The organism is Ruegeria sp. BG6, from assembly GCF_056538465.1.
The window spans coordinates 1-25,489 of record NZ_JBQFTB010000022.1 but is presented as its reverse complement, the minus strand read 5'-3'; the positions used below and the strand labels follow the sequence as shown (position 1 = coordinate 25,489).

The 25,489-nt window shown below is 53.5% G+C and carries 23 protein-coding genes and 3 pseudogenes; 15 read left to right on the top strand and 11 right to left on the bottom strand.

The window, feature by feature from the left end:
• Positions 1-14: 14 nt before the first annotated feature.
• Together ACR0JW_RS22845 and ACR0JW_RS22840 are read left to right on the top strand one after the other, a co-directional pair.
• Positions 15-842, top strand: a complete 828-nt coding sequence (locus ACR0JW_RS22845) for an NmrA family NAD(P)-binding protein (protein WP_170678887.1) — start codon at positions 15-17, stop codon at positions 840-842.
• Positions 843-870: 28 nt separating this feature from the next.
• Positions 871-1,275 carry a DUF4345 domain-containing protein gene (locus ACR0JW_RS22840; protein ID WP_170678885.1) on the top strand — a complete coding sequence of 135 codons (405 nt, stop codon included), beginning with the start codon at positions 871-873 and terminating at the stop codon, positions 1,273-1,275.
• 272 nt (positions 1,276-1,547) lie between these two features.
• Here ACR0JW_RS22840 and ACR0JW_RS22835 read toward each other — a convergent pair whose 3' ends face one another.
• Positions 1,548-2,129 (bottom strand): TetR/AcrR family transcriptional regulator, encoded by a 582-nt coding sequence (locus ACR0JW_RS22835; protein WP_170678883.1) that lies wholly within the window; start codon positions 2,127-2,129, stop codon positions 1,548-1,550.
• Between the two features lie 111 nt (positions 2,130-2,240).
• Here ACR0JW_RS22835 and ACR0JW_RS22830 point away from each other — a divergent pair.
• The 4 genes and pseudogenes from ACR0JW_RS22830 to ACR0JW_RS22815 all read left to right on the top strand — a co-directional run bounded on the left by ACR0JW_RS22830 (position 2,241) and on the right by ACR0JW_RS22815 (position 7,554).
• Positions 2,241-2,832: pseudogene (locus tag ACR0JW_RS22830) on the top strand (YceI family protein).
• A 65-nt stretch (positions 2,833-2,897) separates the two neighbouring features.
• Positions 2,898-3,437: a luciferase domain-containing protein gene (locus tag ACR0JW_RS22825; RefSeq protein ID WP_480714519.1), complete on the top strand. Its 540-nt coding sequence runs from the start codon at positions 2,898-2,900 to the stop codon at positions 3,435-3,437.
• Positions 3,438-3,916: 479 nt separating this feature from the next.
• Entirely contained in the window at positions 3,917-5,281 is a 1,365-nt protein-coding gene (locus ACR0JW_RS22820) for an alpha/beta fold hydrolase (protein ID WP_170678879.1), read from the top strand.
• 665 nt (positions 5,282-5,946) lie between these two features.
• A complete protein-coding gene (locus tag ACR0JW_RS22815; RefSeq protein ID WP_170825436.1) occupies positions 5,947-7,554 on the top strand; it encodes a BCCT family transporter in 1,608 nt (535 codons plus the stop codon).
• An 83-nt stretch (positions 7,555-7,637) separates the two neighbouring features.
• On the opposite strand, the gene ACR0JW_RS22810 is transcribed toward ACR0JW_RS22815, so the two are convergent.
• The 4 genes from ACR0JW_RS22810 to ACR0JW_RS22795 all read right to left on the bottom strand — a co-directional run bounded on the left by ACR0JW_RS22810 (position 7,638) and on the right by ACR0JW_RS22795 (position 9,978).
• On the bottom strand, positions 7,638-8,051 hold the full coding sequence (locus tag ACR0JW_RS22810) for a universal stress protein (RefSeq protein WP_170825435.1): 414 nt from the start codon (positions 8,049-8,051) through the stop codon (positions 7,638-7,640).
• 170 nt (positions 8,052-8,221) lie between these two features.
• Positions 8,222-8,800, bottom strand: a complete 579-nt coding sequence (locus ACR0JW_RS22805; protein WP_480714518.1) for a S41 family peptidase — start codon at positions 8,798-8,800, stop codon at positions 8,222-8,224.
• Positions 8,801-8,881: 81 nt separating this feature from the next.
• Positions 8,882-9,265 (bottom strand): hypothetical protein, encoded by a 384-nt coding sequence (locus ACR0JW_RS22800; RefSeq protein ID WP_480714517.1) that lies wholly within the window; start codon positions 9,263-9,265, stop codon positions 8,882-8,884.
• 479 nt (positions 9,266-9,744) lie between these two features.
• Complete coding sequence (locus tag ACR0JW_RS22795; RefSeq protein ID WP_170682789.1) at positions 9,745-9,978, bottom strand: hypothetical protein; 234 nt, start codon at positions 9,976-9,978, stop codon at positions 9,745-9,747.
• An 83-nt stretch (positions 9,979-10,061) separates the two neighbouring features.
• On the opposite strand from ACR0JW_RS22795, the gene ACR0JW_RS22790 reads away from it, so the two are divergent.
• On the top strand, positions 10,062-10,724 hold the full coding sequence (locus tag ACR0JW_RS22790) for a hypothetical protein (RefSeq protein WP_480714516.1): 663 nt from the start codon (positions 10,062-10,064) through the stop codon (positions 10,722-10,724).
• Positions 10,725-11,180: 456 nt separating this feature from the next.
• On the opposite strand, the gene ACR0JW_RS22785 is transcribed toward ACR0JW_RS22790, so the two are convergent.
• The 3 genes from ACR0JW_RS22785 to ACR0JW_RS22775 all read right to left on the bottom strand — a co-directional run bounded on the left by ACR0JW_RS22785 (position 11,181) and on the right by ACR0JW_RS22775 (position 12,538).
• Positions 11,181-11,765, bottom strand: a complete 585-nt coding sequence (locus tag ACR0JW_RS22785; protein ID WP_170682790.1) for a ferric reductase-like transmembrane domain-containing protein — start codon at positions 11,763-11,765, stop codon at positions 11,181-11,183.
• Positions 11,765-12,265: a peptidase associated/transthyretin-like domain-containing protein gene (locus tag ACR0JW_RS22780; RefSeq protein ID WP_170682791.1), complete on the bottom strand. Its 501-nt coding sequence runs from the start codon at positions 12,263-12,265 to the stop codon at positions 11,765-11,767. Before ACR0JW_RS22780 ends, ACR0JW_RS22785 begins: the two co-directional genes overlap by 1 nt.
• 72 nt (positions 12,266-12,337) lie before the next feature.
• A complete protein-coding gene (locus ACR0JW_RS22775) occupies positions 12,338-12,538 on the bottom strand; it encodes a dienelactone hydrolase family protein (RefSeq protein WP_170682803.1) in 201 nt (66 codons plus the stop codon).
• A 32-nt stretch (positions 12,539-12,570) separates the two neighbouring features.
• On the opposite strand from ACR0JW_RS22775, the pseudogene ACR0JW_RS22770 reads away from it, so the two are divergent.
• Positions 12,571-13,416: pseudogene (locus ACR0JW_RS22770) on the top strand (IS3 family transposase); the annotation flags it as partial.
• 3 nt (positions 13,417-13,419) lie between these two features.
• On the opposite strand, the gene ACR0JW_RS22765 reads toward ACR0JW_RS22770, so the two are convergent.
• Positions 13,420-14,262 (bottom strand): IclR family transcriptional regulator, encoded by an 843-nt coding sequence (locus tag ACR0JW_RS22765; protein WP_480714515.1) that lies wholly within the window; start codon positions 14,260-14,262, stop codon positions 13,420-13,422.
• Positions 14,263-14,508: 246 nt separating this feature from the next.
• Here ACR0JW_RS22765 and ACR0JW_RS22760 point away from each other — a divergent pair, with 246 nt between their 5' ends.
• From ACR0JW_RS22760 to ACR0JW_RS22735, 6 genes are all read left to right on the top strand, one after another.
• Positions 14,509-15,603, top strand: a complete 1,095-nt coding sequence (locus ACR0JW_RS22760) for a TRAP transporter substrate-binding protein (RefSeq protein ID WP_170682793.1) — start codon at positions 14,509-14,511, stop codon at positions 15,601-15,603.
• 80 nt (positions 15,604-15,683) lie between these two features.
• Positions 15,684-16,292 carry a TRAP transporter small permease subunit gene (locus ACR0JW_RS22755; protein WP_170682794.1) on the top strand — a complete coding sequence of 203 codons (609 nt, stop codon included), beginning with the start codon at positions 15,684-15,686 and terminating at the stop codon, positions 16,290-16,292.
• Positions 16,285-17,649 (top strand): TRAP transporter large permease subunit, encoded by a 1,365-nt coding sequence (locus tag ACR0JW_RS22750; protein WP_170682795.1) that lies wholly within the window; start codon positions 16,285-16,287, stop codon positions 17,647-17,649. Before ACR0JW_RS22755 ends, ACR0JW_RS22750 begins: the two co-directional genes overlap by 8 nt.
• Positions 17,646-19,001 (top strand): amidase, encoded by a 1,356-nt coding sequence (locus ACR0JW_RS22745; protein ID WP_480714514.1) that lies wholly within the window; start codon positions 17,646-17,648, stop codon positions 18,999-19,001. Before ACR0JW_RS22750 ends, ACR0JW_RS22745 begins: the two co-directional genes overlap by 4 nt.
• A gap of 203 nt (positions 19,002-19,204) precedes the next feature.
• Positions 19,205-20,167 carry a 2-hydroxyacid dehydrogenase gene (locus tag ACR0JW_RS22740; protein ID WP_170682804.1) on the top strand — a complete coding sequence of 321 codons (963 nt, stop codon included), beginning with the start codon at positions 19,205-19,207 and terminating at the stop codon, positions 20,165-20,167.
• A 14-nt stretch (positions 20,168-20,181) separates the two neighbouring features.
• Positions 20,182-21,054 carry an NAD(P)-dependent oxidoreductase gene (locus ACR0JW_RS22735; RefSeq protein WP_480714513.1) on the top strand — a complete coding sequence of 291 codons (873 nt, stop codon included), beginning with the start codon at positions 20,182-20,184 and terminating at the stop codon, positions 21,052-21,054.
• 225 nt (positions 21,055-21,279) lie between these two features.
• Here ACR0JW_RS22735 and ACR0JW_RS22730 read toward each other — a convergent pair whose 3' ends face one another.
• Positions 21,280-22,173: an AraC family transcriptional regulator gene (locus ACR0JW_RS22730; protein ID WP_170682798.1), complete on the bottom strand. Its 894-nt coding sequence runs from the start codon at positions 22,171-22,173 to the stop codon at positions 21,280-21,282.
• Between the two features lie 168 nt (positions 22,174-22,341).
• Here ACR0JW_RS22730 and ACR0JW_RS22725 point away from each other — a divergent pair, with 168 nt between their 5' ends.
• Positions 22,342-23,295 carry an SDR family oxidoreductase gene (locus ACR0JW_RS22725; protein WP_170682799.1) on the top strand — a complete coding sequence of 318 codons (954 nt, stop codon included), beginning with the start codon at positions 22,342-22,344 and terminating at the stop codon, positions 23,293-23,295.
• 211 nt (positions 23,296-23,506) lie between these two features.
• Here ACR0JW_RS22725 and ACR0JW_RS22720 read toward each other — a convergent pair.
• Positions 23,507-25,239 (bottom strand): annotated as a pseudogene (locus ACR0JW_RS22720) (DUF3604 domain-containing protein).
• Positions 25,240-25,489: the final 250 nt, after the last annotated feature.

Here is a 25,489-nt window from a genome sequence, read left to right as displayed (position 1 = left end):
CATGGAGATGACCAATGATACAGCAAACCATTCTTGTACTTGGCGCAACAGGCAAAACCGGATCGCGGATCGCGACACGTCTGGAAGAAAAAGGGCAGACAGTCCGGCGCGCATCGCGGAACAGTGAAACGCCATTTGACTGGGAACAACCGCAGACCTGGCCCGCAATCCTGGAAGGCGTCTCGTCTGCCTATATTTCTTACTTTCCTGACATCGCAATTCCAGGCGCGGTTGAGCAAGTCGAAGCCTTCACAGCATTGGCTCGTGAAAAGGGATTACGGCGTGTTGTGCTGCTAACCGGGCGTGGCGAGTTTCATGCGGAACGAGCGGAAGCAGTCGTGCGCAATTCCGGAGTTCCGTTCACTATCGTTCGTGCAGCATGGTTTGCACAAAACTTCTCTGAAGGGGCATTGCTTGATCCGGTCATGGCAGGTGTCTTGCCGATGCCCGCCGGCGATGTACGCGAACCAATCATCGACGTAGACGACATTGCCGATGTTGTCGTAGCATCACTGACCGAAGACGGACATACCGGTGAGCTGTACGAGGTCACCGGCCCCCGTCTAATGACGTTTGCAGACATGGCCGCAGAGCTTTCGCGCGCCATGGGCAGGACTGTGCAATACCTGCCAATTTCATTCGAAGACTTCCACGCGGAAATCGCGCGTGCGAATGGCGAGATGATTGCTGATGTGATTACGGACATCGCGCGTGAAACGCTGGACGGGCGCAATGCGAACCTCGCAGACGGGGTCCAGCGTGCGCTTGGACGCCCGCCACGCGACTTCGCTGACTTCGCAAATAAAGCTGAAATGTCTGGCGCGTGGACCAAAGCCGCTTGAGCCAGGCCAAAGGACATTGGAGACAAACATGAAACTTGAACTTAGAGGCAGACTTATCTTGGGCATGTCCGGATTAACTGCATTCGCCATAGGTCTGGCCATCACTCTGGACCCACAGTCTTTCTACGCCCACTACGGCATCGTACTCTCGCCGCAGCCAAACCTGATGAGTGAGTTGCGCGCTCCTGCTGCCAATCTCGCGGTACTTGGTCTGATCATTTTGTGCGGAGCATTTTATCAAAAGTTGGTCCAGGCCTCAGCATTGCTTGGGGCTACGGTTTTCTCAGCTTTCACCGTGGGCAGGACAATCAGTTTCGTCCTCGATGGTTGGCCATCCGAAAACATTCTTGCCGCATTTGCGATAGAGGTTTTGCTTGCGGTGTTGTGTTTGTGGGTTGTCGGTGGAAATGCGAAATCTACAGCGCCGGCCTGAGACGGCTTTGTCCGCAAAGCACCCTTTCAACTGACTCAAGTTAAGGTCTGCTTCGAGCCCAAATTGACCGATGCTGCACGGTGCCCCAACGACAGGAATGCGCAGAAAGCAAACTTTGCAAACCTCAACGAACGATCATAGTGAACGTTTGCCGAGACCTTTGGAGCGGCAGCTATGAGGAACTGGCTGGACAGGCTATTGATCATAACTTGCTGTTCTGTCGAAATCTCGCGCCAGGTGCAGGTCGCTTTGATTTCAAACTCGGGCGATGGTCACTGTCCCGAATTGGTTTTCGCGATACTGCAAAGTAGATCGACATGTTTGTCCAACCATTCTTCGTTCAGCGCCTCGTGACGTATGAGCTTGCGGAAATAAGGTGCTGCGACAGCTAGTTCTATAAGCTGTTCAACCGGAACATCCGCGGCAATCTCACCTCGGTCTATTGCGGCTGCAAATACTGCTTCAATACTTGCGAACCTGTCTTTCATGAATTCAGTGATCACCAACCGCGCTTCTGCATCGGTGGACGCAGCAGCGACTACCTGAGGTGCAATTTGACCCCATGGTGTGTCATTCAAGGCTCCCATCAGTACGCCGAGTAACCAACGCAGGTCAGATCGCAGCGGGCCATCGGTTTTGGGCGGTATGTTCGGTGGTGTTGCGATGCGCCGGAATGCTGCATCACGCAGACTACGCGCATCTGGCCAGTGCCTGTAAAGTGTACTGCGCGAAATGCCCGTTGCCTTTGAAACTGCGCCATGAGTTACGTGCAGCACGCCTTCATCCATCAGTATCTTTTGCGCCGCATCAAGCGCCGCCTGTCGTGTGGCGATCAGCCTAGGATCTTCTTTCAATCACCTCTCCTATAGAACATTTTGTTGCACAGTAGAACATTTTGTTCTAAAAGCTTGGTCGGTCAAAACCTAAATCCCACAAATACGTCTTGTCAAAACGGGAGCGTATCAATGTTCAAAGTGGCAGCAACCCCGCTGGCGGTACTCTTATCGATGGGCGCGACAAACGCATTGTCCGAGAGTGGCACCTACGAGCTGGATCCTGGACATAGCCAGGTATTGTTCAGCTACGACCACATCGGTTTTTCAGAAACATTTGGAATGTTCTCAGGTTTTAGCAGTGAGATAGAGTTCAACGAAGATGATCCGTTATCATCATCTGTCTTAGTGTCTATGCCTGTAAAATCCATGATCACGGGCTGGGACGCCCGTCTGCAACACTTCATGTCCGATGACTTTTTTAGCGCGAGTGACAGTGACGTGGTCACATTCGCCTCGACCAGCATTGAAGTCACCGGGGACAATACCGCGAATATTTCTGGCGACCTGACCATGAATGGCATCACCAAACTTGTTGTTTTGGAAACAACGCTTAACAAGTCAGCTCCACACCCGTTTGGCCCAAAAAGAGGGCACGTCGACCCTGGGCCTGGCAGCCACGGCGACCATCGTGCAGTCTGAATTCGGACTTGGGGCCTTTGCGCCAGCGGTGAGCGACGAGATAGAGCTCTTGATCAATATCGAAGCGTTAAAGGCTGAATGATGTGTGCAAGGGCGCCGATACTGCGCTGAACGCTCATTCCTTGATTTTGGCGGATGGTCAACACGATGAATGAAATCCTGAGAGCATTGGCGTTTGCTGCAACGGCGGTGGCATTGACGTGCCCGTTGGCATCCGCACAAGAGCGCCCCTTGCCGGAGCGCACCTCACCCCGTCCTGAAACGACAAGCGGCGTACCGCATACTCAGATTGGTGTCGAAATTGATACCGACTTGGCCAAGCTATTGCTGGAGCGTGTTGCGCAACTCCCAGGGGTCACACTTGGCCCGACACGCATATCGCTTCCTGGCGCGATTGGTTTTCAGCTTGATCCCGACATGCTGCTGTCTCAACCGAACTCTATCGTGGGTGGGTTTGAGTTTGCGCATATGCATCCTGATGGCAGCTTGCACGCGTCGCTGCATCCGGCAATGGCGCGACGGGCAATTGAGGCTGGCTGGGCCGTAGCTCACCCTTGGGCCAAGCAACGTCCTGGGTGGAGCGGCTTTGTCATGATATATACACCGACCACACCAGAAGAGTTGGATGTCGTCATCGATCTGGTAGAAAGCTCGTACACCTTCATCACCGGCAACACCTTGGGCTAAGCTCGAATTGCGCGAAAGTGTGCGGGGACGCCTGTTTTCTGTCAGAGCGCAGTTTCAGTCACCTTGTTTCTCGCGTTCATTTTTTTCTTAAATTGTCGCCGTGGCGAAGCGCTCGATACCTTCAAGCCATTCACACTAATGGTAGCTGCCTTCCGCTTGTTAGATTTTGCAAAGCTCGGAGTCGAAGTTCCGCTTCGGGCTGCCATCGGTCACAGATGAAAAGAACTACGGACTGATACCATTGGAATGGATATTTCGAAGTGAACCTTCGTTAGCGACGCGAAATGCGTTAATCATTCACCTTAATTCTAGGTTTCGCCAGCCAAGAAGACATTTTGCTCGGCTGTGTGTTTCAACGCAAGTTTGGGAACTTGCAGGCTTAGCAAAATGCCCAGGCACAATTTTTGATCACAAAAATCTATTCGTCTGTTAATTTTGGTTCAGAGGAATTGGTTTAGCTAAAAGGATCACATCGACTGATGAAGCGGAAAATTGCTGCGATCCTAAGCCTCGATGTCGTCGATTATACCAAGCGCATGTCAGAGGATGCTGAGACCACGCTGAACACTCTACAACGCATTTTGGACGATGTGATCAGACCGGTGGTCCATGAAAACAAAGGACGAATATTCAAGCTGATGGGAGATGGTGCTTTGGTTGAGTTTGTTGCAGCCACAGACGCAATTAATGCTGCCAGCCAGATTTTCAATCAGATGAGAGATGAAGACGTAACACTTCGAGGAGGTCTCCACGTTGGCGACGTAATGCCAAATGGCACAGACTTGTTCGGAGAGGCCGTGAATGTTGCGTCGCGCCTTCAGTCCAGCGCGCATATTGGAAGTTGTCTCGTCAGCAAGACAGCTGCTGAAGTTGCGGGAACTTCGCTGGCGGTTGCTTTGCGACCAGAAAGCTCGATACGGTTGAAGGGAATTCCAAATCCAGTGGAAGCCTACTCTATTGATTTAGATGGTGACAAAAGACGCGCAAAGAACAAGCTGCTGGCTAGCTCTCAAGACGTCCGCTTTGCAAAATCAAAAGACGGTACAACGCTTGCCTGGACATCCACTGGAAGTGGTAGAAAGTTACTGGTCACACCAAACTGGCTTAGGCATCTGGAATACGATTGGACGATGAACACCATCGCCGGGTGGTTGCCGCTGCTTTCTGAAAATCACTGCCTTTATCGGTTTGATGGTAGAAACAATGGCTTGTCCCAGAGGGGCGTGCAGGATGTGTCTTTGAATCGGATCGTCGAAGATGTTGAGGCCGTACTGGACGCAGCCGGGATCGAAAAAGTTCCATTGTTTGGCATTTCTTTTGGGGCAACCATTGCCGCGGCATTTGCCGCACATAATCCTGACCGTGTTTCGGGGTTGGTTCTACTCGGTGGATTTGCACAAGGACTCGCGGTGCGTTCACAGCCCGGAATTGCCGCGCTTGGGCAAGCAATGATGGATATGAGTCTTGAAGGCTGGAACGATGAATACCCTTCTGCAAGAGACTTGATGGCGCAATCATTTGCTCCAACCGCAAGTCCACATGACCAGCGCACTTATGCAGAATTTATGAAAGTGGCAATGGACCATCAGGATTGGCTCAAGATTGGACCACTGGTCGCAGGGGTCGACGTAACCGATCTACTTCTGCGGATCACCTGTCCGGCTCTGGTTATGCACGCTAATCGAGACAGGATGCACAGTGTTGAACAAGGTAGGATATTCGCCTCCGGCATCCAGAATGCGCGCTTTATTGGCCTTGAGACAGCAAACAATACGATGCCAGAGTATGATCCTGCCTGGCCTAAAGCCCTAGTGGAAATAGAGGTTTTTTTGAATTCAATTTGAGCAGTGTGCGTTGTTCATCGCCAAAACTTTATTGTTCGAAGGTAAGAGGATGCCGTTCGCCCTTCGATTTTCGATACTGAAATTTAAAAACTCTAGGCTTCTCGTCATCGACCGCTTTATCCGCGAAGCAGACGTTCACTGTGGTGGAGGATGCCGACTGCTTCGACCAAAAGCAGACGCTCAGGCAGAGTGCGGCGAAAGACCGCTTTGAGCCCAAAGCAGATATCACAGGCCAGCAGATTGGATTGAGGTACCGGTGCCAAAGCGTAAGCAATAAAAACGCGTTAATTCTGCCAACTCGATGGTTGCACTATTCAAGGAAGCTGAGCCAACTGCGAGTTCCGCGATGCTTTTAGACAGGGGTGAACTTGACCTAACGGGTCCGCGGTTTAGCCGAGATGGCTACGACAGACCTAAGAACACAGTGTCACTAAGTCGTGTGGGTCGTGGCGCTATCGGCACTAACTGTGTTGCTACGCGGCAAAGTTACCCTATTGAAATTGTTTACCTATCGAAGCCGATTTAACTGTTTTTTGTTTCGTGACTTTGCTGTCCTGGGACTTGATGCGCCGTTTCTTGTTGTAGCTCCCTCCAACTCAGTGTTGGACAGATCGTCGCATGCCGTGCAACGATAAACCTTATGAAACAGCGCTATGGGAGGCAAAATGTCAGATTCAAGTCCCAAAAAGATGCTCGACCCGGACCCACGTGTTTGGGACTTCGAGACTGAGTATGAACTCGGACAAGACAACATCAGGCCGCTCGGGTTGGATATCCACAACCCCGTCTTCATTGTCTCTGGTTTGCTGATCCTGGGTTTCGTCATCGTGGCTTTGGCCAATCAGGAAGCTGCTGCTGCATTCTTCGGCTGGCTCCGGCCATGGCTGACCAGTACCTTTGACTGGTTTCTGGTGTTGTCGGTAAATGCGATCACATTGTTCTGCCTGGCGCTTATTGTCCTGCCTGTCGGAAAAGTCAGAATTGGCGGAAAGGATGCGAAACCCGATTATTCGTACGCGGGTTGGATCGCAATGATGTTTGCGGCTGGGATCGGGATCGGCCTCCTGTTCTTTGGTGTTTTGGAGCCAGTGTATTACAACTTTTCGGAAGACGGGAATGCACGGCCCCTGAACATCGACATTAGTCAACCGGGCAATGAGTATATTGGTGTCGTCGGGACGATACATCACTGGGGCCTCGAAGGCTGGGCTGTATATGCTGCAGTGGGATTGGCGCTTGCGATATTCGCCTACAACCTGAACCTGCCACTCACGCTCCGGTCGGCTTTTTTTCCGCTGCTTGGAGAACGTGTCTGGGGCTTTTGGGGACATCTCATCGACACGCTGGCAGTCTTTGCGACACTTTTCGGCCTTACGACGTCATTGGGCCTGGGTGCTCAACAGGTTGCTGCAGGTCTGAACGAGGTGTTTGGCATCTCACCGTCCCCGACGCTGACCGTTATCATTATCGTTGCCATCACGCTTATCGCTCTTGGCTCCGTCCTCTTGGGCATGGACGCGGGCGTAAAAAGACTGTCTGAGATAAATATGATAATGGCCGTCGGGCTCTTTATTTTTGTGATCGCTATGACCGGAATTTCTGCCGCAATCGCGCGCTACGTTTCAGTCATGGTGGACTATGTCACATTGCTGCCCGCGCTTTCCAATCCGTTCGGGCGGGAAGATACAAGCTTCTTCCACGGGTGGACAACATTCTATTGGGCGTGGTGGATTGCTTGGTCGCCTTTCGTCGGCATGTTTATTGCACGGATTTCTCGGGGTCGCACCGTGCGTGAGTTTGTACTCTGTGCTCTGATTGCACCAACAGCTGTTTGTGCGTTGTGGATGTCCACTTTCGGAGGTGCCGCTATCGACATGCTGAATTCCGGTGGTGCTGAAGGAGTCAAAGCCACTGTGATCGACAGTTATGCTCCGGAGGGCGCTTTGTTCGGTTTCCTCAAGGAACTGCCGCTGTACAACATCATTGCGCCGATCTCGCTGGTGTTGATTGTGATCTTCTTTGTCACCTCGTCCGACTCCGGTTCACTGGTGATCGATACAATCACCGCAGGTGGCAAGTTGGATGCGCCCGTCGTTCAGCGTATATGGTGGTGTACTCTCGAAGGCCTTGTCGCTATTGCACTGCTCCTCGGCGGTGGGTTGAACGCCCTTCAGGGAGCCGCCGTGTCCATGGGGATTCCGTTTACACTGGTGATACTCATCATGTGCTACTGCCTGTGGTTGGCTTTGCGATCTGAATACAAGAAGCTCTGAGAAACGGTCGAGGACAGTAATGGCTTCCATCGAGATAGGGAAGCCATTGCATCAAACTGCGATATTTGGCCATGTTGGAACGGCTAGTTACGAACAACAAAAACAGAGCACCTAGCGTGCGTAACGACATGACTGGCGGTTGTACCCAAAAGGTAGTCTTGGATTTTTGGATTGGCCGCCTCCATTACGATCATGTCGACGTTGCGTTCATCCGCGAGTTTCACGATCTGGCGATGCACCGCTCCGGTCCGGACAGTGGTTTCAAGTTCGACGCCTTCTGCTGGGTGATCTTCAACAAACTTCTTCAGTTGCTCGCTCCAATATCCAACAGAGTCGCGAATGTTCAAGTTTCGCTCCATTTCTGGCGCAACTGTCACCACGAGAAGCCGCGCTTCTCGGCGTTTAGCCATTGCGATTGCTTCTTCGTAGGCGCTGTAATCCAGCCTCACGTGACGAAGATTTATCGGGCATAGGATTAAATTCGTATCAAGTGGCATCTTCACCGTCCCGTCTCACGCTTTCAGTCAGTAAGTGTTAGACAATGACTTTGCGAGGTGGACCGTCAAGAGTGACCGCTTCCAATACACAGCAGCCGCATTGTCCGCACAGCGGTCATTCACCCAAGTTGCCGAGAACGTCGGCTCTGCGGGACGAAGCGGTCGTTTGTCTAATCGCTCACGCTTTTGAGAACTCGTTGATAGAACGAGCCAGGTGTATACTCACCAGTAAGTCTTACATCCCACTCCCGATCCAAGTTCAGTGCTCCTACAGGTACGATATTCCGCGCGATCTCGGGCGGGGTGGTTTCGTCTGATGTGCCGGTCTTCCAGTAGTGGAAGGCTGATGAGTATCGAACGACCGCTCCGCTAGCCGGCAAATCGAGCAACCCGCTCTCGGCAAAGAACACCAACCCGTCGCCCATTTCTTCCCCGATGAGTTTCAGCCTGTTTCCAAAACGATGTTTTAGGATGGCCACAAACACGATCGCTGCGGAAAACGTGAATTTATCGACAAGTACAACAATCTGCTTACTTGCGCTTTGCGAGATCGCGTCGATTAAGGGCATCGTTAGAAGAAAATCGCCGCCGGTGTTTCCGCGAACGTCAATCAAGAGTGTTTTGTTCGAGCAGGCACGCACGCGTTCCACTGCCGCTGAGATAGCTTTGGGCAGCGCACTTTCGCTCGGATCAAAGAAACTTGGCAACGCTATTAATAGCCCCAGATCTTGCCAGTCCCTAATCTCCACAAAGGTCTCGGGTTCCCAGGCCGGATCAGCCTTGCCGTGCTCGTTTCTCGGGTAGAGCGTCGATGCAGGAACAGTATTACCCTAGGCTACTTTCAGATTGGTTATCTGCCCATTTTCGTCCTGCACACGATACTCGGTCGTGCTGCCGTTTGACGTAAAGCCCAATCGTGCCAAAGCGTACGGCCAAGCCAGAAGAATCGGTCCGATGACCCGTTTCCTTTGGCAGGTTCCCGCCAGAAATTTCTGCGCAGTGGCTTCGATTTGGCTCACAGCCGCACCGTTGACTGCTATCACCTCTCCTTGCGGTGCGGTTACCCCTGGTGCCGCCCCAATGACTTGCACTGAACGCCCCACGCTCACGAACCTCAGCGGTAGCACCGAGATCGCATCATTCGGGATCAGCCGTGTGTGCCCATTGTCGGGAAGTGCCAATAGACGCATCGCGGACAACAAAAAAGGCTTCAATGGAGCCCTCCAAAGCGTATCGTCGGCAGTCACTAATGCAGTTGTCTATGACGGCCTTCTCGACCCGCTGAAAGCTGGGATCGGTTGGCAGGGCAGTATCTAGAATTTGCTTCAGGTCTTCCGTCAGCGACATGGTTCACAGTGGGCATAGCCGCTCGTCAATGTTCAGATTGGGCTCAAAGCGGACATCCGAGAGATTTGGTCAGATGACTGGTTTGAGGTTGCGAACGGACATTTCGACCGCTCGCAGGGTGGTCAGATGTCTATCTGTTCAGCAATGCTCAAAGCGTCTTCAAGTTCAACGCCGAGACCCGCTTATTGTCTCAACAGCCCAGCATGTTTTGCACGGCATGCTTTCGTAAATATCGAGCTTTACGGTTTCGCGCTCGACTTGACTGACACTGCAAGATGAACGAACGACTGTTTTTCCGCGTTTGTGATTATTTGCGCGTCAAAATGAAAGACTGGGACTTCTGTCGCTAATGTAGACTAAGGAGGACTTCGAGGTCGCGGCAGGTGAGCGGTTCCATAAGTTTGCGATCTTCTCCGTTTAGCGATTTGCCATCAGAAATATGATCTTTCAGCAACCGAGAAATCTGGCTCGTCGACTGATAGTAGAGTTTGGGATTGGACCGGCTCAGGTCAGATAACAAGCGCCGCAGCAGCGCCTTTCTCCTCTCGGCATCGGTTTCTGATTTCTTGTCTTGCAGCATGATAGTTTTCCCTGAGAATTTCTACTCAGCAATTAGGGTTCTTTTGCACCTCGTAAAGCCTATCTGTTTGCCAGCGACTACTAGTGGAGGATCGTCGCGTCGAAGCGAATGAAGGATTCGACTTGATGATAGATCAACTTAAACGTCTTTTTGACCGGAAGACTTACGCGGTTGTACCTTATGAATCCGCGCAGCAGCGTGCAAACTCTGCCGACATGGTCGCGGCACTGAACGCCGATCCCTACTTGATGGTAGCCGACGCGGGACGGCGGCTGATCTCCGTCTTTGACGATTTGCACTACGATCGTGCAGATTTTGAAATGTTGTCCGCCCCGATGCGAAGGCGCGCATTGAAAAAACTCGCCCCTTTCGAATATTTTCAGCGATCCGGTTCGGTGATTGAGAACCGCGCTGCTGACATACGCATTCATATGCCGAAATTCCGTGCGCTTGGTGCATCGCCGTTTGACGCGCTGCGAGAAACATCCATGCGGCCACAAGATTGTGCTCTGCCGACCCCAATGCAAGCCGCGGCGCAAATGATTGCGGCCTATGAGGTCGATACCGCGAAAGAGGTTTTGGCAGCATTGGTCGTAAAACACCCGGCAAATTTGTTGCGTCTATTTGACTTTCTGGAACCTACCCCTTCAAAAGCAGCTGTCCGCGATATGTTGGGCGAGCTGCTCTTTCTGCAACGCGCTGCAGTGGCCAAGGGACCGCTGAAGAGCCGACGGGCATTGCGTTAGCCTGTCAGGGAACATCAACAGTGGAATCCAAGTGCTCAACCATCATGCTTGAATTTTATTCGATCTAAGGGCTTTCAGAACAACAGTCATCGGTTCTGGAGCGTTAGATGAGGGCAAAGTCCGCGACTCAGATATCAAAGTCCCAAATTTCTTCGTGCAGTGAACGAATGGCCGCTTTTCTCTCTGCGACGCAGATGATGTCTGAGATCGGTGATATTGCTGCACCTGCGAGGGTTCAGACCTGAGCACTTCCGGTATGGGCTCGGGGCAGACGTTCACGAATTTGTCGCGAGTGACCGCTGGGCGGACGAAATGCGCTTTTGTCGCGCCGAACATTAACTTTCGTTTGAGCCATGCATTTAAAGGAATCGCGCAGCTACCTAAATGTTGTTTGCGCCGGCTTTCTTGAAGTTGGACGACGAACGGCCCGCTACGCACGATCTGTTATCGCCGCGGTTAGCGAAGCATTCGCCATACGCGGCGGCGACACAGGGCCCATGCTCCTGCCCCCAAAACGATCACGCAGAGTACCCCTTTCGTCACGTCCTCCATCGCACCCTGGATTAGCCACGCGTGTACGACCGTGCCCGTGACGATCACGACCGCCGCCACGCTATGGCCGAGGCGCCAGATGCGCAATCCCAGTTGCTTTCTCACGGCAGCAAGAATGGCGGTTGCGAAGAGGGCCCACATTGCCACCGCACCCCAGACGGAAAACGGAGTCGGAGAGCGGAACAGCAGGACATCCACCACGTCCGGCGGGCTCGTGACCCAAAGACCCGCCACGTGGACAACTACCGCGAAAACCAGCGCCGTTCCGGTCCAGATATGGATGCGCCGCGCCGGGATCCCCGGAAGTACGCCGGTGATTAGAAGAGGCTGAACAAGCAAAAGCGCTAGTCCGACGATCCCAGAAAACCCGGCAATGACATAGAGCGGCTCGCGCCATTGCAGAAGCGGGCTTTGCGCTGCGGCGATCAAGGGCACGGCAATTGCCAAGGCTAGAGCCCCCCATGCGACCACGCCGCGCAACAAGGTCATCAGACAGGACGCAGAACGAACTCAACATGCAGGCTCGTGTCCGATGCCCGCTCCATCACAGGCCGCAAAAAAACCGTCTCGAATCCGCCATCATCGTATTCGGCATCGTAAGCCAGATGCCCATGCGGCTGACCGAAGGCGGGTACAATCTGTGGCATCTCGATGCGGAATACGCCGTCGGCGTCGGTGAGCGTCGCGCCATGAGACCGCGCGTCCCGTTCGTGACCTTCGGTCGTATGGGCCCACACCTGAATGCGCCGGCCGGAAAGGGGCGCACCGTCGCCCGCGCGTCGCACGGTTCCAGTGGTCCAAAAGCCGCCATCGCCGATCCTTTCCACGATCGGGGCGCCAGGGCGGTAATTGTTGGCTCCTCCCCGCATCGTCGGAGTGGCCGCAACGGACTGCGCGCGTGCTGGCAAGATTAGGCCGGAGGCACCAATGAGAAGCGCGGCCCCCGCGGTTGAAACGATAGCTCTTCGGGTCAGGCATGGGGTTGTCATGTCGATCTCCCAACTGCAGTTTCAAATTCGTACTTCTGCAATCTTTCATATCTATACACGTGGAGGGGCCATTCAAGCACAGCACACGGGGAATTCACCGCGATTTCTGCGCGATCTGGCTTGGCCGGCGAGGTACGTAAGGAACCAGGCCACCTTGCGTTCTTCGGCAAGACGAGCGGTCTGCTCATCGTAACGCGGCGTAGCGTCGTTGTGAAAGCCGTGGTTCACGCCGGTGTAGATATGTGCTTCGTACCGCTTGTCGTTTTCCTCCAGCGCTTTCTGGTAGTCCGGCTACATGGCATTTACCCGCTGGTCGTCGCGCCTGCATTGATCATTTCCACAGCCGGCTCAAAGTATCTGAGCGCAGAGCCTGCCGAGTACTGGGGCAACATCGTTCGACCCAGAGGCATGTCCCGAAAGGGCGTTCGGATGAGGATCATCTGGTTGCCGACATGATTGCTCTTGCCAGGCAGTTTGGTCGCAATGGCTATCGGCGGATCCCGGCTTTGTTGAGAGACGCAGGTTGGTCTGTCAGCGATGGTCGGGTTGAACGTCTGTGGCGACGAGGGGGGCTGAAGGTTCCGCAAAAGCAGCCAAAGAAGGGGCGGCTCTGGTTGAATGACGGATCATGCGCCAGGTTGCGGTCTGAGTATCGGAACCATGTCTGGAGCTATGACTTCGTTCATTGTCGAACCGACGATGGCAAAGCTTTTTGGACGCTGAACATCTTAGACGAGCACAACCGTGAATGTCTGGCGATCCGTGTGAAGCGCAGGCTGAACTCGACGGACGTGGTCGATGTTCTTACCGACCTGTTCATCCTGCGTGGCGCTCCCGCCTTCATTCGGTCGGACAATGGCCCTGAGTTCGTTGCACAAGCGGTTCGGAACTGGATCGCGGCTGTCGGCGCACAGACCGTTTACATTGAGCCAGGATCACCTTGGGAGAACGGATATTGCGAAAGCTTCAATGGGCGGATGCGGGATGAACTGCTCAACGGTGAAATCTTCTACAGCCTGCGTGAGGCTGAGATCCTGATCGAGCAATGGCGGAAACACCACAATACTAACAGACCATACAGTGCATTGGGCTATCGCCCACCAGCTCCAGAAACCATAATGCCAATGGAAACCAGCCCAATCATGCACTAACAATCAACTCGGACCAATCAGATCGGGTTGCTCACGGAGCCTTTCCGAGATTTTTGCCGCAGCTTTGACGACCGATGCCGCAAGGGTTTCCAGCTTCGTGTCGGGAAACCTCGCAATAGGGCCGGAGACTGAAACGCCCGCGACAACATTTTCTAACGAGTCGAAGACAGGCGCAGCAATACACCGCATACCAGGGAAACGTTCTTCATCGTCCAATGCCCATCCACGTCGCCTGGACTTGCTCAATTCTGCCTTCAAATGCTGTATGTCAGTGATTGATTTGGGCGTCTGACTTACAAGCGTCAGTGGTGCCAATAGATCCTCTAGCGAGGAATCTTCCATAAACGCCATTATGGCTTTGCCAACACCTGACGTGTGAAAATAGGATGCGGTCCCGTTCTTGATAGATGCCCTTATTGGGTTTTCGGATTCCACCTGAACAAGGTAGAGCAACTCTCCACCTTCTTCGATTGCCAGATTTGCAGTTTCGCCGGTCTCTTGTGACAGCATCCGCATCACCGGCGGTGCGACTTCCAGCAAAACTGAACCTTCTTCAAAGGTGCTGCCGATCCGATATGCCTGTGGCCCAACGCGCCAACGACCCTGCCGGGTATCGTTAACGACCATTCCATTCTTCTGAAGTGTGGTCAGCAACCTGTGTACTGTTGCAGTTGGAATTGTTGTATGTCCGGCGATATCTGCAAGCGTCGCACCACGCGTATCCGCCAAGAAAATCAACACGCGAATCCCACGATCGAGTGCCCCAACGAGAGGTCCTACAGTTTTCTCCTCATTGGCCTTCAAGCGTGGGCGCCCCCGGCGATTGGCGTTTTTCTGCTCTCTCATAATGCGTGCAACCAATGATCTATGACGTGGTTCCATACTCTAGCTCTTTCATGGGGTTAAAAAAATGAAAAATAATAAATCAAATAATTCCAGTGTGTTAAGATGCATTGATTGCTCAAAAAGAAGGAATTTCCAAATCATTTTGAAAAATTTGAAATCTGGCTTATCGTTAGACCTGTCCGCTGGAGGGCGGATTGGTGCCAATGCTGTAGGTTATTCGGCGACGGCCCAGTCAAGGGAGGAAACATGACAAAATCTTTGAACCGCAGAAGTTTTCTGCGTGGCTCTGCTGTTGTGGGCGCCGGCGCGCTTGCAGCCCCGGTTGTCCATGCGCAGGAAGGAACCAACCTGAAGATGCAAGCTGCCTGGGGCGGCGGCATCTTTCTTGAAAACGCGCAATCCTATGTAAATCGCGTGAACGAGATGTCCGGTGGCAAACTGACCATTGAGCTGCTGCCTGTGAACTCGGTCGTAAAAACAAGTCAGATGCAGGACGCGGTTCATCGCGGCGTTCTGGATGCCGCACACTACGTGCCGGCCTACTGGTACTCAAAATCCAAAACCGCGTCGCTCTTCGGCACCGGTCCCTGTTTTGGTTGGTCAAGCCAGGAGGTTCTGGGTTGGGTAAACTACGGCGGAGGTCAGGAACTTTTTGACGAGCTGATGGGCATTCTCGGGCTCAATGTCGTGTCGTTTTTCAACTCGCCCATGCCGGCACAGCCATTGGGCTGGTTCAAAGAGCAAATCACCAGCGCTGATCAGATGAACGGCCTGAAATACCGGACTGTTGGTCTTGCGGCAGACGTTCTGCTTGAGATGGGAATGTCGGTCGTACAACTACCGGGCGGAGAAATTCAGCCTGCAATGAAATCTGGCCTGATCGACGCGGCTGAGTTCAATAACCCGACATCAGACCGCGACTTTGGTATGCAGGACGTGTCCAAGCATTACCATTTGGCGTCATTCCACCAAAGTCAGGAGTTCTTCGAGGTTACCTTCAACAAGGACAAGTACAACGCCCTTGCGCCAGAACTGCAAGCAATCCTGAAATATGCTTCCGAGGCTGAAAACTCCAACTTCTATTGGAACAATACAAAGCGTTACGCAGACGATCTGGTAACGCTGGCCGAAGAGCAGGGTGTCAATGTTTATCGTACACCCGACAGCGTAATGCAGGCTCAATTGGAGGCATGGGACGTTGTGGTCGACAGGATCTCGAACGAGGATCCGTTCTTCGCCAAGGTGGTCGACAGCCAAAAAACCTATGCGAAGACCGTTATGAACTACCTCAACCTCAACCAGCCGGACTACAAGCTGGCTTACAAGCACTACTTCGGTTGAGGCCTGAGCATCTCTGAAAACGGGAAGTCGTGTTTTTACCCGGCTTCCCGAACCCGGGCAGAACAGGCGAGGAACTGACCTTGATCAAGACAATTCACGCCATCGAAGGGCTAAGCCAATGGGTCGGCAAAGCCTTTGGATGGTGCATACTAATTCTGACACTTTCTGTGTCTTACGAAGTGTTCGTCCGGTACGTGCTGAACAAGCCAACCGTCTGGGCGTTCGACATGATGGTCCAGATGTATGGCGCGTTATTTCTTATGGCCGGTGCTTACGCTTTGGCGCAAGACGCGCATGTTCGGGGCGACGTTCTTTACAGGCTGTTCTCTGTCCGCTGGCAGGCGCGTGTAGATTTTGTGTTGTACATCCTCTTTTTCTTTCCAGGCATGTTCGCTCTGTTTTGGTACGGGTGGGAAATCGCCAAGGATAGCTGGCGTTATGAAGAGGTCAGCTGGAACAGCCCTGCCCGAATCCAAATCTACTTTTTCAAAACTCTGATCCCAGTTGCTGGTTTCTTGTTGATGCTGCAAGGACTTGCGGAAATGGCGCGATGCTGGCTGGCGATGCGGAATGGCGTCTGGCTTGAGCGGTTGGATGACGTGCGCGAGACCGAGGACATGTTGATGGAAGAGACCATCGACAAAATTCGGACCACGGGTACCAAAGAAGGAGGCCGCAACGATGACTGATCCTCAGGTCGCCATCTTGATGCTCAGCCTCTTCATAGTTTTGGTGCTGCTAGGCTTTCCAATCGCGTTCACACTGCTCGCTATGGGTGTTGGATTTGGGTATTACGCCTATTACCAATCCGCGCCGGAGAGCATTGCGGATATCTTCAACAACAACATCTTCTATCTTCTCAACCAAAACACCTACTCGGTGATGGAGAACGACACGCTTGTTGCCATCCCATTATTCTTATTTATGGGATACGTGGTTGAACGAGCGAACATTGTCGATCGCCTGTTTTTCTCGCTGTACATGGCTGCCCGAAATCTACCCGGGTCACTGGCCATTGCCGCACTTCTGACTTGCGCTGTGTTTTCGACGGCGTCAGGGATTGTTGGTGCGGTTGTTACCTTGATGGGCCTGCTGGCCTATCCAGCGATGGCGAATGCGGGGTATCAGCGTAGCTTCGCCTCTGGCGTTATCTGTGCAGGCGGAACTTTGGGCATTCTGATCCCGCCTTCGATTATGCTGATCGTTTATGCCGCGATTGCTGAGCTTTCGCCATTGCGTTTGTATGCTGCTGCGGTTTTTCCGGGACTGCTGCTGGCAGGGTTATATATCGTCTACGTGATGGTTCGGGTTTGGTTGAATCCATCGCTTGCACCGAAGCCCCAAGAGGAAGACATTCCGCCAAAACGCCAGATCTATATGGACTTGCTGGTATCATTCGTACCGTTGACCGTTTTGATCATGCTGGTGCTTGGCTCCATCCTTGGAGGTTTAGCGACACCGGCTGAAGCGGCTGCAATGGGCGCATTGGGCGGACTGGTGCTAGCGATGCTCTACAGGTCGCTCACATGGGACAAGGTTAAACAAAGCGTCTTCCTGACAGCTAAGGCCACCGCAATGGTATGCTGGTTGTTCGTGGGTTCATGGACCTTTGCCTCGATCTTTTCCTATCTCGGTGGACACGACGTTATCGAACATTGGGTCGTTGGCATGAACCTGCAACCCTGGCAGTTCCTGGTGCTTGCTCAGTTGATCATCTTCCTGCTTGGCTGGCCGCTGGAATGGTCCGAGATTCTCATCATCTTCGTGCCGATCTTCCTGCCTATGTTGGAGACCTTTGGGGTCAACCCTTATTTCTTCGCGATGCTGGTTGCTCTGAACTTGCAGACCTCGTTCCTGACACCGCCGATGGCTATGTCAGCGTACTACCTAAAAGGTGTACTCAAGAACCAGATCCAACTTATGGAGATCTTCAAGGGTCTGATGCCTTATCTGGCCATCGTGATCCTCTGCATGGTGCTGATGTACCAGTTCCCGGGCATCGCGCTTTGGTTGCCTGACTACTTGTTCGGGGTTTGGGTGCCATGACCAAGCATGATCTCTCATTGTTCTCGGCAGTCCAATCCGCCGAGGGCATACGGGACGGACGTTTTTCTTCCGAAGCACTTGTTGAAGACTGTCTCAAGCGTATTGAAGGGACCGACAGTGTTATTCGCGCGTGGGCTTACCTTGACGCGGGCTTAGCGCTGGATCAGGCGCGGGAGATGGATCGCATCCGAAAAGCGGGCCGGGCAACTGGTCCACTGCATGGTGTGCCCGTAGCTCTGAAGGACATTGTCAACACAAAGGATATGCCCACCCAGCGAGGGACACCGATCTTTGCGGGTCGACAACCTGAAACAGATGCAAGGCTAGTTGAACTACTTCGAGAGTCTGGCGCTGTCATCATGGGCAAGACCAAGACGACCGAGTTTGCCTTTATGCATCCGACCGACACCACCAACCCCTTCGACCCGAATAGAACACCTGGGGGGTCATCAAGCGGATCGGCCGCAGCCGTTGCGGCCAGGCACGTACCTTTGGCTATTGGTACGCAGACCGGCGGCTCGGTCATCCGTCCCGCCTCTTTCTGCGGCGTATACGGCTTCAAACCATCCCGCGGAATGATCTCGCGCAGCGGGGTTTTCAGGACGTCGGTTTCTCTGGATCACGTTGGAGGATTTGCCAACTCGCTTGAAGATATCGCTTTGCTTACAGATGTGGTGACCGGATATGACCAACGCGATCCCGCCAGCTTTGCCCGACCGCGAGCGAATATGCTGACCGGCGCGCAGGCGGACGTTCCGGTTCAACCGAATATTGCCTGGCTGGATTTTCCGTTCAACGACCGCCTTGATGCAGATGCCCTTGAAGGGCTGAACGCTGTGATTGACAGCCTAGGCGGTCGGGTCGAGCACTTTTCGGTATCCCCTCAACTGGCTGATCTCATCAACGTTCACAAAACGATCTATGACTACGAAATTCGCCAGAATATGATGGAAATTTCGAATACACATTGGTCGGAAATCAGCGCCGAGATGCAATATGCTATCAACCGCGGCGCAGATCTCAGCGAGGCCCAATATGAAGACGCCTTGGCCGTCATGTTATCTGCTCAAGGCTTTTTTGCAGAGTATTTCAATGAGTTCGACGCAATTTTAGCCCCTGCAGCAACAGGCGAAGCTGTTCCATTGAGTGCGGGACACACAGGAGATTCCGTTTTCTGTCTGACCTGGACACTTGCGGGTTTGCCATGTCTCACGCTGCCTTTGCTGGTTGGGCAGAACGACCTGCCCATCGGCGTCCAGTTGATTGGGGCTGTCGAAGAGGATGACCGACTTTTACGCACTGCATCATGGGTTCAACGCAGCGTAAGAGCACAGGAACAAAACGGAGAGTAAACGTATGTCACGTCTGACAAACATTCTCGTGGGCATAATCGGCACCGGCCTAATGATGATATTCGTCCTTGGTCTCGCGCACAGTATCTCGACAGGATTTGCCGGGTTCTGGGGCGGTCTGCCATTCCTTTGTATTGCAGTCTTCGTAATAGCGCTTGCGCTTTATAATTTATGGGAAGACGCAATCAAAAAGGACTGACCCGATGAGCAATAAACCAGTCCTCTGGCTTCCACGTCGATTATCCAGTGCTACCGTCGATCGCGCGCGCCGGGACTATGACGTAATCCTCAACGAAGCCGATACACCGGGCACCGCGGAAGAAATCATCGCAATGAGTGCAAAGGTCGACGCGATGATGCCCTGCCATTCGGAACAATTCTCAAGCGAAGTCGTGTCGCAGCTAGACCCGCGCTTGAAGATTGTTGCGAACCATTCTGTTGGCGTTGATCACTGCGATCTTCCGGCTTTGGCGGCAAAAGGAATTGCGGTGACAAACACTCCCGATGTCCTTTCTGATGCAACGGCAGAATTGGCAATACTGCTTATGCTCGGTGCGGCGCGACACGCGGTTCGAGGCGACCGCCTAATGCGGTCGGGCACCTGGGACAGTTGGAGCCCGTCTTTCATGGTTGGCAAGCAAGTCACAGGTGCGCGCCTCGGCATCATAGGGATGGGGCGCGTGGGTCGGGCATTTGCAAAAAAAGCCCGCGGGTTTGATATGGAAATCCATTATTTCAACCGCAACCGCCTCTCGGCCGATCAGGAAAACGGAGCAATCTACCACGATAGTATCGACACTTTGCTTCCAGTCGCTGACTTCCTATCACTTCATTGCCCCGCTACCCCCGAAACTCTTGACCTGATGAACGCCAAACGTTTGGCTGAACTGCCGAACGGAGCAATACTCGTGAATTCCGCCCGAGGTGCCCTTGTTGATGAAGAAGCACTGTTGGACGCAATCGAAAACGGAAAGCTTTCCGCCGCGGGCCTTGATTGTTTCAAGACTGAGCCGCGGGGCAACCCAAAGTTCGCCGCGTACGAGAACATCTTCATGTTGCCGCATATCGGAAGCGCAACGACGAAAACCCGCGACGCAATGGGCTTTCGCGCCTTGGATAATTTAGACGCCTTCTTTGCTGGCAAAACACCGCGAGACCTTTTGTAGAAGAGGACACTTTAATGGCAAAACTAGCTTTCCTCGGATTAGGCGTAATGGGTTACCCAATGTCCGGTCACCTAAAGGCAGCGGGGCACGACGTTACGGTTTACAATCGAACGACCGCCAAAGCTGATGCGTGGGTGGCGGAACATGGTGGCTCTGCGCGCGCTACACCCCGCGAAGCTGCCGAAGGTGCAGAGTTCGTCATGACATGCGTCGGGAATGACGATGATCTTCGGAACGTTTGCATTGGGCCAGACGGCGCATTCGGTGGCATGTCACAGAGCGCAACGCTAGTCGACCACACAACTGTCTCTGCCAAGGTCACGCGCGAACTTTACACTGCGGCGAAAGAACAAAGCCTGGGTTTTTTGGATGCGCCAATCTCCGGCGGTCAGGCCGGGGCAGAAAACGGCGTTCTTTCGATTATGTGTGGAGGCGATCAGCCCGTATACGACGCTGCCGAACCTATCATGCAAGTATACTCAAAAATCTGTCGACGTATCGGCGAGAGCGGTGCTGGGCAATTAACAAAAATGAGCAACCAAATCGCAATCGCAGGATTGGTTCAGGGATTGAGCGAAGCGCTGCACTTCGCCGAGAAAGCGGGCCTTGATGGACGTTCTGTTGTAGAAGTTATCAGCCAAGGCGCGGCCGGTAGTTGGCAGATGGACAACAGACACGAAACAATGCTCGAAGATCATTTCGACTACGGGTTTGCAGTTGACTGGATGCGCAAGGATCTAGGTATCTGTCTTGATACTGCCAACGAAACCGGCGCAAGTCTGCCAGTAACCGCGCTGGTTGATCAATTCTATAAGGATGTTCAAAAGCTAGGAGGCGGTCGATGGGATACCTCTTCGCTTCTAAAACGCCTGCGCGCACTTGACTAAACAAAGAGAATGCAGCCGCTGAGATACCAAAAACCTATTCTGTGTGCATTCACTCGGAATTTGGCCGAATAGAAAAGTCGCTAAATGACAACTTGGATTACGGACGTCCATATTGGGCTCTGAGCCGTCTTTCGCCGCGCTCCGCCTGAATGACCGCTGTTCTGACGACAAAGCTGCCGTTCGCTGCGGTGGCTCCAAGGTCCGCTTTCCTCACGTAAGTCAGCTTCAAGCAACTCTGACCAGTAGTTTCTGAGCGTCACCCCATTGCTTCGGCGATTGTCCATACATTCTCTTGAACTCGCGACTGAATTGGGACGGGCTGACATAGCCAACGTCCATCGCGGCTTCGTTCACAGGCATCCCGCCCGCGATCTTCATGGCGGCGTTGTTGAGGCGCATCGACTTAACGAACTGGATTGGGGCCATCGTCGTGACCTGCTTGAATTTGCGATGGAAGACCGCCCGGCTCATGCCCGCTCGGCTTGCCATATCGTCAATCGAGATCGGCGCATCCAGATTTGACGACACGTGCGCAATGGAACGTGCGATGGCGTTGCCAGCACCGAATGCCTGCCGTGCGAATGTGCCAGCTTCTCCCTTCAGGATCGAATAGATCACCTCACGCAATCGCGCCTCGCCGAGAACCGCTGTATCCGTCTCGCTGTATCCGAGGCGCAGTAGCCGCAGCAGCGCATCAGTAAAACCATCGTCCCATCGCGCGAGCCTAATTCCGGGCTCCCGCAGTTCTCTTTTGACCGAAGGCAGAACGCCCCCGGCATTTTCCATCTCCATCGCCAGCTCGGCCATAACACGTTGTTCCAGTGAGATCATAACCCCGTAGAGCGGGTTGTCATGCGAAGCCAAAGGCGTCCCCGCCTTGACCGGCATCGACATCGGACAGCAGAGATATTGACTGTTGTCGTATTCGTATCTTCGGCCATCCAGAACGGCTTCCTTCACCCCACTCACGATGGCCACGATGCAGGGCTCGTAAACGGCTGGAACACAGGGGATTGATTGGGTGGCGCGAAACAGCCGTACACCCTTGATGCCCGTCTCGGTCAGGCCGTCCGTTTCGGTTCGGTCTGCGATGATTTGCTTGATCTGATCCTTGCTCATAAGAGGGATGTAATGGCTCCAGATCGATGCTGGCAACTACTTTGATACAATCGGGCAAGTATTTGTGATTATCTTGCCTGTTTCCGCGTTCTGATGAGAGCTATCTGCATTTCCAAGTTGAAACACAATTCGCTCGGCCCCTGTGCCAACGCGGATAGGAGATAAAAAATGCCAGATACCACATTTGGACCCAAAGGCTGGATGCCCGAGCGCCTCGACGACCTCTCCGGCAAGACCTACCTCATCACGGGTGCCAACGCCGGTGCCGGGTTCCAGGCCGCGCGGACGCTCCTAAAAAAGAACGCCAAGGTCGTGATGTTGAACCGTTCGGCTGAGAAGTCTCAGGCAGCTGTTGCGGACCTGAAGAGTGAGTTCGGCAGTGAAGCAGAAGTGATCTTCATACGAATGGACCTGGCTTCGCTCGCAAGCGTGCGTGAAGCCGCGGACGATGTTCTAAATTCCGTTCCCCGGATTGATGCGCTCATTTGCAATGCTGCCATCGCGCAGGTGCCAACCCGCAAGCTGACAGAAGATAGGTTCGAGAGCCAGCTTGGCACCAACCATTACGGTCACTTCCTACTCTGTGGTCTTCTGTTCGAGCGGATCGAAGCCTCGAAGGGTCGGATCGTTGTTGTTGCCAGTCTTGGCTACAACATGGGATTGAAGACGATCAATTTCGACGACATGAACTGGGAAGAGGGTTACGGGCCTAATACCGCATACTCACAAAGCAAGCTCGCGCAAATGATGTTCGCCTATGAACTACAGGACAGGCTTGCAGCCGCAGGGCGAACCAAGGTCGAGGTCTATGTCTGCCATCCCGGCTCGTCGGCAACGTCACTGATCAGTACAAGTGGCAGCCGGACGATGCGGTTAATCTGGTGGCTTATGACCATGACGCCGATGGTTCAAACGGCCGAGCAAGGGTCCTATCCCGAAGTCATGTGCGCCACCGAAGAGAATTTGACCGAACAACGCGCGCTCTACGGACCAACAGGCCGCTTTGAAGCCGTTGGCCCGGTCGGCAAGGGTACATTGAATCCACACGCGTATGACAAACCGGTAATGACAAGGCTTTGGGAGGTGACTGAACAAGAAACAAGCTTCAAGTGGGAGATTTGATCCAACGGGTCCCGTGCGGCTGGTGACGCTTCACCCACCATCGGACATTCGTGCTCCGTGCAGCATTTAGTAGAATGGGCTCAATGTGGACGTTCGGCAGAATTTAGTGAACGTCCGGTATGCGGACATTGCTGCCATCCGCATTTTTACTCCAAAGGACCGCAGTCAGCCCAAGGCGGTCAGTCAAAAAACAAGAATAACGGGCATTCTATTAATTATTTGGTGAATACCAGATCGGCGACGTATATGCGCGCTCTTGTCCGATCAATGTCGCTTCTTCGGGAATGTCAGCGCCCAGACGCACTTTGTCGTAAACGACCCAGCGTGGCGTCGGGATTTCAATGACGCGAGCGTAGTAAAACGCGTGCTCTGACGCATCAAAATCTGGGTCTGTCCAGACCGTTCCCAGCTCTGAAGCGCCGATGGTGTTGATATAGTTTGCTGCTTCCAGATCGACCGTGTTACCTACAGCCGGCAGTTTACCGTCAGCGTCCAGTTCACGTTCATCCGACCACGCCACATCATAGACTTTTTCGGACAAGTTCCCGTCGCTGTCCATCCAGCCTTTAACGATCTGGATGCGATCAAGATTGGCTCCGATGGGATCGCGCAATGCATAGACCATAAAGGTTGGCGCATCGGACGTTGCCGGGCGCAGATCGCCACCCATCGGAACACCCTTTTCGTATCCCACAAAGGCTGGAGCGCGAGACCTCATGTCATCCTCGTCGAACTCCCATCCCCCAAAGAACCGCACGGCCATGCGCGGACCTGTTGTGGCATAAACCTCACGGCGCACCATGGCATCCCACAGACTGGCCCGCGTGTTCTCTTCGGCCCAGACACCTGTGTAGCCTGACGCCACCAATGACCAACCTGGGAAAACGCCATTTTCTGTTTCGGTGAACGGATGCGACGCACGTGTCAATGAAGGTTCGGCATTTGTTGCTTTACCAAAGTAATTGTCGCTGTCAGCGGTTGCCAGCGATGTATGGCGTCCGTCGCGCCGGACAAGCCAAATTTGTATGGGTTTACGCCCGTGCGCGCCTCTATGGCGAACCCCTGCTTAAGTGCCTCGCGCGCATATTCGCCTGCAAGCATATCTGGCGTTTTGGCTTCAGTTAGATCGAGGTTGCCCGCATCCCATGTTTCGTAATTCGCAAACTCGTCATCGGGACTAAGTGCGGGGTGCGCCTCGCCGTCTCCCTTGATCTGGGTGATTTCGTATAGCGGTTCCCATCTCATCCGCGCCATTGCATAGGCTTCGTCCACAGGTTCGCCATTGTAACGTGTTTCAGATGGGAACATGATGCCGTTTGACAGGTTTCCATTGTGCGCGAGTGCAAAAGCTTGTCCGCCGGTATCGGCCTCATAAGCCTCCAACCATTTGTACAAGTCCATCGGGTCTGTAGAGCCGATGGGCGCCTGCGTGGTCATAGGTTGGACCTGTTTGACCCGATCTGCATTGTCACGAAAAATGATATTGCGGTGCATGTTGTTGCCCCGGATCAGCGACGTCCACTCAAAGCCGTGGAAAGCCGTGAAGCCTCCCGGATCGTTGAACGATTCCACGGTTGCGATCATGTCTTCCCAGACCGAGGCATAGATGGGCGATCCTGGGGAATAATCTGCAATCAAGTCCGGATCCATGTTCCCTTGAGAGAACGTAGTGATCAGGTCCAGAGCTGCTGCAGCAGACGCCTCACCGCCTTCTTGCAGACCTTTTGCCCAGCGGGAGCCCTGTTCTGACTCCATAATGTTGGGAGAACCCTTGGCCAAATCGGTGATCATGCCCATTCCATCCGAGTGTTCCGTTGTCACGATCCAGTCTAGCGGGCGCGCCAGCTTAACACGCTGCCCTGTGGCCGAAACGACCTCTTCGCCTCGCGCAAACCGAAGCATTGTGTCCAGATCGGTCGTATTCCCGAAAAGACCGGCGTCCATTGAAAGACAGGTGTGAATATGAGTGTCGCCCCAAAATACGCGCGATGGAAAGCTGCGCTGAGCATAGGGTGAATAGGCTTTGCTGGGGTAAAGGTTTTGAAGGGACTCTTCAGAGGGTACAAACTGTGCGTCGGCTGCGCCCGAAAGTAAAAATATGGAAGTGAGCAGCCTCATCTGACTGGTCCAATTTGATTGTTAGTGCATTGTTGGCCTCTGATCCATGTGGATGATGGTTTCCGGGGCTGGTGGG

Coding starts and splice junctions, on each gene's coding strand:
- ACR0JW_RS22810 (WP_170825435.1), bottom strand. CDS start 8,051: ATGCCACTTGATACGAATTTAATCCTATGCCCGATAAATCTTCGTCAC.
- ACR0JW_RS22735 (WP_480714513.1), top strand. CDS start 20,182: ATGGCAAAACTAGCTTTCCTCGGATTAGGCGTAATGGGTTACCCAATG.
- ACR0JW_RS22795 (WP_170682789.1), bottom strand. CDS start 9,978: ATGCTGCAAGACAAGAAATCAGAAACCGATGCCGAGAGGAGAAAGGCG.
- ACR0JW_RS22750 (WP_170682795.1), top strand. CDS start 16,285: ATGACTGATCCTCAGGTCGCCATCTTGATGCTCAGCCTCTTCATAGTT.
- ACR0JW_RS22740 (WP_170682804.1), top strand. CDS start 19,205: ATGAGCAATAAACCAGTCCTCTGGCTTCCACGTCGATTATCCAGTGCT.
- ACR0JW_RS22840 (WP_170678885.1), top strand. CDS start 871: ATGAAACTTGAACTTAGAGGCAGACTTATCTTGGGCATGTCCGGATTA.
- ACR0JW_RS22820 (WP_170678879.1), top strand. CDS start 3,917: ATGAAGCGGAAAATTGCTGCGATCCTAAGCCTCGATGTCGTCGATTAT.
- ACR0JW_RS22760 (WP_170682793.1), top strand. CDS start 14,509: ATGACAAAATCTTTGAACCGCAGAAGTTTTCTGCGTGGCTCTGCTGTT.
- ACR0JW_RS22845 (WP_170678887.1), top strand. CDS start 15: ATGATACAGCAAACCATTCTTGTACTTGGCGCAACAGGCAAAACCGGA.
- ACR0JW_RS22780 (WP_170682791.1), bottom strand. CDS start 12,265: ATGACAACCCCATGCCTGACCCGAAGAGCTATCGTTTCAACCGCGGGG.
- ACR0JW_RS22785 (WP_170682790.1), bottom strand. CDS start 11,765: ATGACCTTGTTGCGCGGCGTGGTCGCATGGGGGGCTCTAGCCTTGGCA.
- ACR0JW_RS22815 (WP_170825436.1), top strand. CDS start 5,947: ATGTCAGATTCAAGTCCCAAAAAGATGCTCGACCCGGACCCACGTGTT.
- ACR0JW_RS22765 (WP_480714515.1), bottom strand. CDS start 14,262: ATGAGAGAGCAGAAAAACGCCAATCGCCGGGGGCGCCCACGCTTGAAG.
- ACR0JW_RS22730 (WP_170682798.1), bottom strand. CDS start 22,173: ATGAGCAAGGATCAGATCAAGCAAATCATCGCAGACCGAACCGAAACG.
- ACR0JW_RS22745 (WP_480714514.1), top strand. CDS start 17,646: ATGACCAAGCATGATCTCTCATTGTTCTCGGCAGTCCAATCCGCCGAG.
- ACR0JW_RS22725 (WP_170682799.1), top strand. CDS start 22,342: ATGCCAGATACCACATTTGGACCCAAAGGCTGGATGCCCGAGCGCCTC.
- ACR0JW_RS22825 (WP_480714519.1), top strand. CDS start 2,898: ATGAATGAAATCCTGAGAGCATTGGCGTTTGCTGCAACGGCGGTGGCA.